This window comes from Psychrobacter sp., from assembly GCF_018260395.1.
Classification (GTDB): Bacteria; Pseudomonadota; Gammaproteobacteria; order Pseudomonadales; family Moraxellaceae; genus Psychrobacter.
In genome coordinates, this window is sequence record NZ_JAGLBC010000052.1 from 1 (window position 1) to 10,681 (window position 10,681).

At 41.6% G+C, this 10,681-nt stretch carries 9 protein-coding genes; 7 read left to right on the forward strand and 2 right to left on the reverse strand.

From position 1 onward, the window contains the following. Together QZ265_RS05690 and QZ265_RS05695 are read left to right on the forward strand one after the other, a co-directional pair. Positions 1–225, forward strand: a 225-nt coding sequence (locus QZ265_RS05690) for a transposase (RefSeq protein ID WP_296404255.1), incomplete at its 5' end; no start/stop codon positions are given. Positions 226–249: 24 nt separating this feature from the next. Continuing rightward, a complete protein-coding gene (locus tag QZ265_RS05695) occupies positions 250–795 on the forward strand; it encodes a hypothetical protein (RefSeq protein WP_296404257.1) in 546 nt (181 codons plus the stop codon). Positions 796–917: 122 nt separating this feature from the next. Here the strand turns inward: QZ265_RS05695 and uvrA are convergent, their stop codons facing one another. After that, positions 918–3,911, reverse strand: coding sequence for an excinuclease ABC subunit UvrA (uvrA, locus tag QZ265_RS05700; RefSeq protein WP_296404259.1), 2,994 nt, complete (start codon positions 3,909–3,911; stop codon positions 918–920). 577 nt (positions 3,912–4,488) lie between these two features. Here uvrA and QZ265_RS05705 point away from each other — a divergent pair. Then, entirely contained in the window at positions 4,489–5,853 is a 1,365-nt protein-coding gene (locus tag QZ265_RS05705) for an MFS transporter (protein WP_296404261.1), read from the forward strand. 104 nt (positions 5,854–5,957) lie between these two features. Next, complete coding sequence (gene ssb / locus QZ265_RS05710) at positions 5,958–6,590, forward strand: single-stranded DNA-binding protein (protein ID WP_296404263.1); 633 nt, start codon at positions 5,958–5,960, stop codon at positions 6,588–6,590. A gap of 71 nt (positions 6,591–6,661) precedes the next feature. Here ssb and QZ265_RS05715 read toward each other — a convergent pair whose 3' ends face one another. Beyond that, complete coding sequence (locus QZ265_RS05715; RefSeq protein WP_296404265.1) at positions 6,662–8,101, reverse strand: aminotransferase class I/II-fold pyridoxal phosphate-dependent enzyme; 1,440 nt, start codon at positions 8,099–8,101, stop codon at positions 6,662–6,664. Positions 8,102–8,425: 324 nt separating this feature from the next. On the opposite strand from QZ265_RS05715, the gene QZ265_RS05720 reads away from it, so the two are divergent. From QZ265_RS05720 to QZ265_RS05730, 3 genes are all read left to right on the forward strand, one after another. Further along, positions 8,426–8,671: a hypothetical protein gene (locus tag QZ265_RS05720; protein ID WP_296404267.1), complete on the forward strand. Its 246-nt coding sequence runs from the start codon at positions 8,426–8,428 to the stop codon at positions 8,669–8,671. Positions 8,672–8,867: 196 nt separating this feature from the next. Then, positions 8,868–9,719 carry a TatD family hydrolase gene (locus QZ265_RS05725; protein ID WP_296404278.1) on the forward strand — a complete coding sequence of 284 codons (852 nt, stop codon included), beginning with the start codon at positions 8,868–8,870 and terminating at the stop codon, positions 9,717–9,719. A gap of 94 nt (positions 9,720–9,813) precedes the next feature. Next, positions 9,814–10,671 carry a tRNA threonylcarbamoyladenosine dehydratase gene (locus QZ265_RS05730; protein ID WP_296404269.1) on the forward strand — a complete coding sequence of 286 codons (858 nt, stop codon included), beginning with the start codon at positions 9,814–9,816 and terminating at the stop codon, positions 10,669–10,671. Positions 10,672–10,681: the final 10 nt, after the last annotated feature.

Genomic DNA, 10,681 nt, shown 5'->3' on the forward strand with positions numbered 1-10,681 from the left:
AGGTCGCTAAGCTTTAAGAGATTTTATGTGCTTATCCCGAATTCAGGTTATGTAGAGCGGTTTAATAAAACAGTACGTTATGATTGGCTTAATCAGGAGTTGTTTGATAGTTTAGATCAAGTGAGACAGCAAGCTGAAGCTTGGCTCAATCACTATAATAACGAGAGACCCAATATGGGTAATGGTGGCTTTACGCCGATTCAGAAACTTAATATGGCAGCTTAGTTTTACTTATTTAGTGTTTTAAATATGGGGGTATTTCCAAATGAGCGTAATGCTGCAGCGGTAGGTCAAGTTTTAAATTTTATTGTAGGCACTGGTGCGAGTACTTTTAATAGAGATGACTTAATCGGTAAAGAAATTACAGATACTACTGATAAAGAGATACTGAAAAATCCTACCTACGACATCTACGCGCTGCTAAAAAAGCAATTGCAATCAACCGAAACTAAATCAGAAGAATACCTCTCCCCAATAAAATTATCAGAACAAAAACCTTTGTGGAAGATTAGTTATGTTAATGAAAATCAAAACTATCAGTTATTATATGGTTCTTCGCTAGCTAGAGATATGCACACAACGAGACAAAATTTATTTGGCAATCAAAAATCGGTTGCTAGTGATGTCGTAAGGTGTGAATATCAGTCAAAGCAGTTTCCATTAGAAGCATGGAAAGAGAATAATTACCAAAAAGTTGTGGAGTTAAAACCAATCATTATCCAAACTTGTATGGCTAAATTTTTACCAGCTTTAAGTAAATTTAGTGGTGAAGAATATAAAAAAGGTAGTGATTAACACTCTATATAAAAAAAGCTATGTTTAAAAAATCAAGCTAGAGTGAACTGAACCCCAAATCTTAGACGGTTTAGTTCACTAAAGAGTAGCCTTCCAATAAAAATAATCAATAGCTAAAAATTCTAACCCTTTAGCATAGGCTTCAAAAAAGCACCCGTAAACGATGCCTTATTTTCAGCCACTTCCTCAGGCGTCCCTTCAGCGATAATTAGCCCGCCGTTTTTACCCCCTTCAGGCCCCAGATCGACAATCCAATCAGCAGTCTTGATCACGTCTAAATTATGCTCAATGACCACAATCGTATTGCCCTTATCCCGTAGCGCATGCAAGATATTAAGCAGCTTGTAAATATCGTGGAAATGTAGACCAGTAGTCGGCTCATCCAAAATATATAAAGTCTGGCCAGTATCACGCTTAGCAAGCTCACGAGCAAGCTTCACACGCTGGGCTTCACCGCCCGATAGCGTAGGCGCAGATTGACCCAAGCGAATATAGCTTAAGCCCACATCCATAAGTGCCTCAAGACGACGATGAATGGGCGGAATCGCTGAGAAAAACTCAGTGGCATCTTCTACGGTCATGTCCAGTACTTCGGCAATGCTTTTGCCTTTGTAATGAATCTCGAGCGTCTCACGGTTATAGCGCTTGCCATGACAAATATCGCAGGGCACGTACATATCCGGTAAGAAATGCATTTCAACTTTTATTAAGCCATCACCCTGACAGGTCTCACAGCGACCGCCTTTGACGTTAAAACTAAAGCGACCTGCTTTATAACCTCGGGCTTTGGCCTCGCCTGTTTGCGAGAATAAATCACGAATGGGGGTAAACACGCCCGTATAGGTCGCTGGGTTAGAACGAGGTGTACGCCCAATTGGGCTTTGGTCAATATCGACCATTTTGTCCAAATATTCCAAACCGGTAATACTCTCGTATTTATCAGGCACTAAGGTCGAGGCATTATTTAGTTGAGTGGCGGCCAGTGGCATCAAAGTACGGTTAATCAGAGTCGATTTACCTGAGCCTGACACCCCAGTGATACAAGTGAATGTACCAATGGGAATGGTCAGATCCACATCTTGTAAGTTGTTACCATTTGCGCCTTTTAGTTCGATTTGCATCGGCACTATCTTTTTAGGTATGGGTTTCGCTTTTGCTTTCGCTGCCGCTGCTTTCGCTGCGGCTGCGGCTTTGGCTTTACCCATAGGCATAATACGGGCACGCTCTGGCGGATTATTTAGATCGATGGTTTTGGCTTTATGACGGGTTTTTGGAATCTCAATCTTCTTTTTACCGGACAAATACTGCCCAGTTAAGGACTCTTCCACATCCATAATATCTTGCATCGAGCCTTGGGCAATCACATGACCGCCATGCACGCCAGCGCCGACGCCGATATCAATGACATGGTCCGCTTGACGAATGGCATCTTCATCATGTTCAACCACCAGTACTGTGTTGCCCAAGTCACGTAGACGGGTTAGGGTCTGTAGTAGACGGTCATTATCACGTTGATGTAGTCCAATGGAAGGCTCATCGAGCACGTACATGACGCCCATTAAACCCGCTCCGATTTGGCTAGCTAGACGAATACGCTGCGCTTCACCACCTGACAAAGTTTCTGCTGAGCGGGCTAGATTTAGATAATCAAGACCGACACTAACTAAAAAGTTTAGGCGCTCATTGATCTCTTTAAAAATCTTTTCACTGATTTCACCTTTAGCGCCAGACATTTTTAAGTCCGCATAATAGTCCGCCGCATCACCAATCGACATTTGCACGATATCTGCAATGCCTTTTTCATCGACACGCACGTTTCGGGCAATCTCGTTCAGGCGTGCCCCATCACAAACATTACAGGTAGTATCAGCTAGATATTTTGCTAACTCATCACGTACAAAGTTACTTTGAGTTTTGGCATAACGGCGCTCAAGGTAGGGCAGAACCCCTTCAAAAGGAATGGTTTTTTTGGTTTTACGGCCTCGCTCATCAGTAAAGTTAAATTCGATTTTCTCTTTACCTGAACCGTGTAAGATAATGTCACGGTGCTCTTTTGAAATCTCTTGCCAAGGCGTGTCCATGTCAATGTCAAAATGATTGGCAACGGTGCTTAAGAGCCCAAAATAATAAGCATGGCGTTTGTCCCAACCATTGATAGCGCCTTGATTGAGAGATTTCTCCGGATTAGTGACTAGCTTTTCTGCCGAGAAATACTGACGTTTGCCTAAGCCATCACAAGCAGGGCAAGCCCCATAAGGGTTGTTAAAACTAAACAGGCGAGGCTCTAACTCAGACACTGCACGGTCACAGACTGGGCATGAGTGCTTAGCCGACAGTACTTGGTCATCGCCTTGAGTATTCGCATTACTAATTGAGGCATCAGGATTGGGATTGCCATCCATATAATGCAAAATAGCCAAATCGCCACCAAGACGTAACGCGGTCTCTAAACTCTCAGCAACACGGTTACCTAAATCATCACGTACTTTAAAGCGGTCAACCACCACTTCAATGGTGTGTTTCTTATTCTTCTCAAGCGCTGGCAGCTCATCCATATCATAGACATGACCATCAACACGAACGCGTACAAAACCCTGTCCCACAAGCTGCTCGAGTAGCACCACATGCTCACCCTTACGATCACGAATCACAGGTGCTAAAATCATTAACTTGGTGTCTTCTGGCAGTGCCATGATGTCATCGACCATTTCAGTAATGGTCTGTGCCACCATCGGTAAATTATGTACCGGACAAAACGGAGTACCGACCCGAGCATATAATAAGCGAAGATAGTCGTAAATCTCAGTAATAGTACCCACCGTGGAGCGCGGGTTATGGTTGGTCGACTTTTGTTCAATAGCAATGGCAGGAGATAAACCTTCAATGCTATCCACTTCAGGCTTGTCCATTTGCGATAAAAACTGACGGGCATAAGCTGATAAGCTTTCCACATAACGACGCTGGCCTTCTGCATACAAGGTGTCAAAAGCTAATGAAGACTTGCCCGAGCCCGACAAACCTGTGATAACTACAAATTTATCACGAGGAATATCAATGTCGATGTTCTTTAAATTATGGGTGCGCGCGCCGCGAATCTTAATGTGTTCGTGTGCCATATATAGCCTTTAGTGATTAAATTATTGAGTATTAGGTCAGTAGAATCGAGGGTTATTAAAATTAGGGTCTATAATTAGGATGTATTAATTCAATTGCTGTTGGTATTTAATAGCTTGAAACCAGTAATTTTAAGGGAGTTTAGCAATCAAGTAACAAATAAACATTGCAATAAAGTGTCATAAAGCATAACCAATTTTATGACTAAGTTAAATTGTAGGTAGGTTTAATAAATGTATAAGTTAGTTAGACTTTTAATGGGTTTGATTTGGCAATATTTCAAGGGGTATAAAGAGACGGGAATAACAACAAGCTGCAGTTTGTAGTTTATAAAAAAGAATGTGTACTAGTTTATGAAAAAGAAGGTATTGAATGGCTCAATAAACAAGATTGGGCTTTGAATGATTTATAATAAAGCATAAAAATTTAAGCTGAAGGTTGCTGCCCTTAGTATTGAGTAATGGATTATAATAGTACATTGGTGAGAGAAATTGTACATAGGTTCGATAAATAGTACATAGGTTCGATAAATAGTATATAGGTTTGATAACAGTATAAATCGGATGTAGCGGGAGCAGTATGAATAGCATCGAGAAGCGAGCCATTGCCGGTATAGGCGGTATCTTTGCACTGCGTATGATCGGTCTATTTATGATAGTACCAGTATTTGCAGTTTATGGTCATAATTATGCCCATGCTACGCCGTTTTTGATTGGGCTAGCGGTAGGGATTTATGGATTAGGTCAAGCCATATTCCAAATTCCAATGAGCATGGCTGCGGATAAATTCCCGCGCAAACCAATGATAATGTTAGGCTTATTATTATTTGCGGTCGGCGGTGTGGTGGCAGCTACGGCCACGGATATTTATGGCGTCATTATTGGTCGGGCATTAGCAGGTAGTGGAGCGGTATCAGGGGTAATGATGGCTTTGTTAGCCGATGTGACCCGTGAGCAGGAACGTACCAAAGCGATGGCCGCCATGGGTCTAACTATTGCTACCTCTATTATGTTGTCATTTGCCATTGGGCCGATGATGGTATCAAGTCTTGGTATTTCAGGGCTATTTTGGTTGACTGCTGTATTTGCGCTAGTGGCGATGCTACTGTTATTGATTGTGCCCACACCGCTTAGAGTGCTTAGACACAATCTGGGCAATCAATCGATAGGGGCGCAGTTAAAAGAAGTGCTACTTATCGGGGATTTGAACCGTTTACACATTGGTATCTTTGCCCTGCATTTAACCATGACTGCCATTTTTGTGATCGTTCCAAAGCAATTAGCAGATGTGCTGGATTTAACAGTGCGCCAACAGGGTATGGTGTATTTGCCCTTGTTATTTATCGGTTTTGCTATCGCCATTCCGTTTATTATTATTGCTGAAAAAAAGCAAAAAATGCGTCAAGTGTTTTTAGCCGCTTTGGTGGCTCTTGTGGTAGCTTTTGCTTGCTTAGCCTTAGGTAGTAAATTAAGCATTGGCTTGATACTGGGTCTAGGGATTTATTTCATTGGCTTTAACTTATTAGAAGCGACCATTCCCTCATGGATTTCAAAAAGAGCGCCGGTTGCTAATAAGGCCACTGCAATGGGTGTTAACTCTTCAAGTCAGTTTTTAGGCGCCTTCTTTGGTGGTGCTTTTGGCGGTCTGCTGTTAAATCAAGATCCTATGATATCTTGGGGTATCTTAGGTGCGATTATGGCTTTAGCCTTACTATTGATTGTGCCAATTTCACAGCCGCCTTATCTGACTAGTACTACCATGGCCATTCCCAAACAGACAGATGTCTCAAATTGGTCACAGCAGGTGATGGCAGTAGAAGGGGTGGATGAAGTGGTGGTAATGGCTAAAGATGGGGTGGCTTATTTAAAGCTTGATAAACAAAAACTTACCGATAATTCACGACAATTACTGTCGCAACTTACCGAAACAAAGCTAGATATTTAATCAAAATTTAGGTACAGTGACGGCATATACAAATAAGTTAATCATTGATGACTTAAAAATTACTATTAACAATCTATTAAATATATCTATATAAAGGATCTGATATGCGTGGTGTGAATAAAGTAATTATCGTAGGTAACTTAGGCGCAGACCCTGAAACTCGTCAATTTACTAATGGCGGTAGCGTTACTAACATTTCTGTGGCAACTTCCGAGCAGTGGACTGATAAACAAACCGGTGAAAAACGTGAAGCAACAGAATGGCATCGTATTTCATTGTTCAACCGTTTGGGCGAAATTGCAGCACAGTATTTACGTAAAGGTAGCCAAGTGTACATCGAAGGTAGCCTACGTACTCGTAAGTGGCAGGACCAAAATGGTCAAGATCGTTACAGTACAGAAATTCGTGCTGATCAATTGCAAATGTTAGGCGGCGGCGCTGGTACTGGATTTGGTGGCCAATCACCTGCTGTCCAAATACCTAATCATAGCAATCAAAATACTGGTAATGGCACTTATAATCAAGGTGGCAATCAAGATGATCGGTCGTATGCTAATCAAGGCGACTATAATGACTCATCTTTTGGCAATCAAGCGCCTGCAAATAATAATCAAAATACTTTTGCCCCAAAAAGTTCACCTGCTCCTCAACCACCAAAGCCTGAGTTTAACAATCAGACTACCACGCCAGCAGGCGGTATGACCGATACACCTAAGGATGATGATATTCCTTTTTAACTTATAAATTAATAAGTGTTAAGATATTCTCTGAAACCCCGCCACTAGCGGGGTTTCTTGTTATTAAAATATTATTGTCCAATCAAACCAAGCGACGCGATATCACTTTTTATGTTATTTACTACGTCTTCAATATCTTCTTTGGTTAATAATGGATTGATAGCACAGAATCTCAAAACAGTTTTATCATTTAGCATGGTTGTAAAATAGACAGATTGATTTCTTTGTTCTGCCATTTCAGATAATTTATGGTTAATCTCATTGATCTCGTCTTCAGTGTGTTGGTCGTCATAATATCTAATATTAACGATACCTAACTGAGCTGGCGAGACAATGTCAAAGTAATCTTCAGCGCGGAATAACTGCTCAAAATATTTTGCATTATCAAAGCCTTTATCAATGGCACGCCTCATCTCTTTTAGACCAACTCGTTGTAAGGTATACCATAGTCGCATACCACGAGCGGGGGCCGTTAACTCAATGCCCATATCCCAGAAGTTAATATTAGAATCATCTGATTTAACGTCAGTTAAATACTCTGGGTTCTCCATAAAAGTACGTGACATAGCTTGACGGTCTTTACAAATGACAGTGGCACAGCCATAGGATTGAAATAGCCATTTATGACCGTTCCAGCTAACTGAGTCACTGCGCTCAATACCATTTAATAGCTCGCGGTGAGAGGACAAGATAGCGCTAGCACCATAGGCGCCATCGATGTGTAACCAAGTATTGTAGGCTTCACTAATGTCTGCCAACTCGTGTAACGGATCAATAGAACCCGTATTATTAGTGCCGCAAGTGCCTACGATTAGAAAAGGAATAAAACCATCTTTTTTATCTTGTTCAATTTGCGCTCTTAAGTCATCAGGAATAATTTGAAAACGCTCATTGGTTTTGACTTTGCGGATATTGGCTTTTGGAATACCCATGACACGGATACCTTTTGCCACGGAAGAATGAGTTTGGTCTGAGATGTAAACGGTACCTTTATTAAATTCATCATCTTTAAGTTTCTCATCTCGAGCCACAATGGATGCCGTTAAATTTGCCATTGAGCCACCAGATACAAACAATCCGCCAAGCTCTTTGACTGGGTAACCAATTTGTTCACCCATCCAGTTAAGCAGACTTTTTTCAGCGATTGCCATGCCCTGACTTAGGGTATGGCTACCACCATAGGGTGAATAAAAGGCATTAATCGCGTCTCCGACCACAGATATTGGAGATAATGCTAAGGGAATAAACGAGAAAAATCTTGGGTTGTTTTGCTTGGTGCGATATTTATAGACCAAATCATGCATATCCTGTAAAACGTCGTCTGCAGAACGCGACTCTTCATGGAAGGGGATATTTTTGATAGCGTCTTGTTTTTCTTTAGGTAAAGGGTTAAGGATATCGGTGTTGGCAACATTGGCCTGCTCTGCAACCATGATGGGCATGAATTTTTTAAGAGTTTTTTCAGCTTCTTCCCATTGAAATAGAATTGAATTACTATTAGGTTCAGTCATTATTATTACCTCTTATTTTAATTATGTTTAGTCATAATTATCATGGTTATTTAATATCGTTGTTATCAATGATTCAAACTATCGCTTACTATTTACATTAATTTTTATCAATATACTGTCTAACGAACGTCTAATTGAAAAATACAGCTTAGTTTGAAAGTCAAACTGCGTTTCCGTACAATATAACGCTATGCAATCTTGATTTTTCTTATGTGTTGTATTTTGATATTGAGTAACATTTCTTTCAAATTCGCTGAATAAAAGTAGCTTAATAAAAGTACATGAATATAAGTGGCTTAATGAAAAAATAACTCAGAGAATCATATGAAACTTTCTAAATTAGTAAAGCTTAGCGCAGTGGGTGTGGCATTATTATTAATACCAAGACGCAGTAGCCGACAGTCTCAGCGAAGCCCTGATGAACGAAGCCCTGATGAACAAAGCCCTGATGAACGAAGCCCTAATAATAGCCACGCCAGTAATAGCTATGCCAATAACGATAAATATCCTATTCTTGATAATAAAAGTAAGTCAGATGCTAATGCGGATAATAAAGGGAATAAAAAATAACTCAGTCAATAACCAGTCTGAATAGTGTTGTTTAGACTCAATATTTACTAACAAAAAACGTCTATTAAGAATAATGCCTTCTAGCAACTGCTCAAGATAAGGGTAACAGTAATATACTATGCCAACTGCCACGCTGCATACAACGCCACTTAACGTCAACCCACTTGATGCCATTCAAAGTGATTCGATCTATCCAATGATTGACACGCATACGCACTTTGATGACGTGGTGTTTAATCATGATAGGGAACAACAGGCGCAGACGGCTTATCAGTCAGGTGTGCGTCATTTGTTATTGATCGGCTATTTGGCAACTTATTTTGAACGCTTAATCAGTACGCAAGCCCAGTTAGAGAACCTACACAGCAAGTCAAAACCTGTGCCAAAAGCGCATTTGACCAGCGGCTTACATCCGGCTTATATTGAGGATCATAGTGAGTCCGATCTGGATTATTTGGCTGAGTTTTTGCAGCAGCATCAGCATGTTGCGCTCGGAGAGATTGGCTTAGATACCTTTACGGATGTATTAAAAACAGAAGCATCTGTTGCCAAACAAAAGCGCTTCTTTAGCATTCAGCTCGACTTAGCGGTGCAGCACCAGTTACCGGTGTTACTGCATATTCGTAAAGCCCATGCCGAATGTTTACAGCTTCTCAAACACCATGCCTATGATGCGCATCAGCTTGGGGGCATTGCACACAGCTTTAGTGGTGGTGAGCAAGAAGCCAAAGCCTTTGTAAAGCTGGGCTTTAAACTAGGTGTGACGGGTCAGGTAACGAATCCGAATGCCAAAAAGCTGCGGCGTGCAATTAGTGAAGCAGTACGCGAGTATGGTCTTCAGTGCTTGGTGTTAGAGACGGACTGTCCTGATATGACACCAGTTTGTTGTCAACAGGGTCAAGAGATCACCCGCAATGTGCCAGGTAATTTAACGCATGTGCTACATAGCCTAAGTGAGTTATTGGCGGTTGATATGCCGATACTGGCGCCGCAGTTATGGAGAAATAGCTGTGAGGCACTAAGGGTTGACTGGGCTTATCCTGAGTGAGAAAACTGGATAAGCTCCACATTATTATTGTCTTATTATAGTTTAATATTTTACCTTTTTACGTTTGATAACCTTTATTAAAAGCTCTCATATTATGACATCCAAAACGTTTGGTCAGGCGCAACATACAGACACGACTCAATATGCACGCCGTTTTCAAGGCACGCAAACTCTATATGGGCAACCCAGCTTTAGCAACTTTGAACGCGCGCATGTCATTATTATCGGGGTTGGCGGCGTAGGCACATGGGCAGTCGAAGGGCTGGCGCGAACGGCAATCGGCAAATTAACCTTGATAGATATGGATGTGCTTGTCGCCTCTAATGTCAATCGACAGCTTCCGGCAATGGACTCAAGCTTTGGGCAAAGTAAAATTGAAGCTATGGCGAAGCGTGCTCGTCAAATTAATCCAAGACTTGAGCTTCACCTCGTTGATGACTTTTTAACCACAGAAAATGTCGCTGAACTATTGCCCAGTCGAGATCAAGCTAGATCAAGACTCGCTGATGGAGAGGCAACTGTGATTCTCGACTGTACCGATGATATGACAGCCAAACTGGCAATTGCGCTGCATTGCCGATTTAATAAGCTAAAATTGATATGTGCGGGCGGGGCAGGGGGTAAAACTGACCCTTTGCAAATCACAGTCAGTGACTTAAAGGACACCTATCAAGACCCATTATTAGCGCGTATGCGCAGTAAATTGCGCCATGAGCATGGTATCAATCAACAGATGAAGGAGAAGTTTGGTATTCGCTGTGTATACTCGACTCAGCCGCCCATTGTCAATAAGTCAGCCGATGGCAGCTGTCAGGTTGGAGAGAATGGAGGCAACGTAGGTAACGGTGTAAACGGAGGCCTACATTGTGGCGGTTATGGTTCAGCGGTAGCTATCACCTCAGTAGTGGGGATGGTGATGGTGAGTGAAGCGTTGGCGTTATTAAGTCAATAATGAGTCAATA

Bases quoted from the DNA above. Each gene is read 5' to 3' on its own strand.
- QZ265_RS05715 (WP_296404265.1), bottom strand. From the start codon at position 8,101: ATGACTGAACCTAATAGTAATTCAATTCTATTTCAATGGGAAGAAGCT.
- QZ265_RS05730 (WP_296404269.1), top strand. From the start codon at position 9,814: ATGACATCCAAAACGTTTGGTCAGGCGCAACATACAGACACGACTCAA.
- QZ265_RS05720 (WP_296404267.1), top strand. From the start codon at position 8,426: ATGAAACTTTCTAAATTAGTAAAGCTTAGCGCAGTGGGTGTGGCATTA.
- QZ265_RS05705 (WP_296404261.1), top strand. From the start codon at position 4,489: ATGAATAGCATCGAGAAGCGAGCCATTGCCGGTATAGGCGGTATCTTT.
- QZ265_RS05695 (WP_296404257.1), top strand. From the start codon at position 250: ATGGGGGTATTTCCAAATGAGCGTAATGCTGCAGCGGTAGGTCAAGTT.
- ssb (WP_296404263.1), top strand. From the start codon at position 5,958: ATGCGTGGTGTGAATAAAGTAATTATCGTAGGTAACTTAGGCGCAGAC.
- QZ265_RS05725 (WP_296404278.1), top strand. From the start codon at position 8,868: ATGATTGACACGCATACGCACTTTGATGACGTGGTGTTTAATCATGAT.
- uvrA (WP_296404259.1), bottom strand. From the start codon at position 3,911: ATGGCACACGAACACATTAAGATTCGCGGCGCGCGCACCCATAATTTA.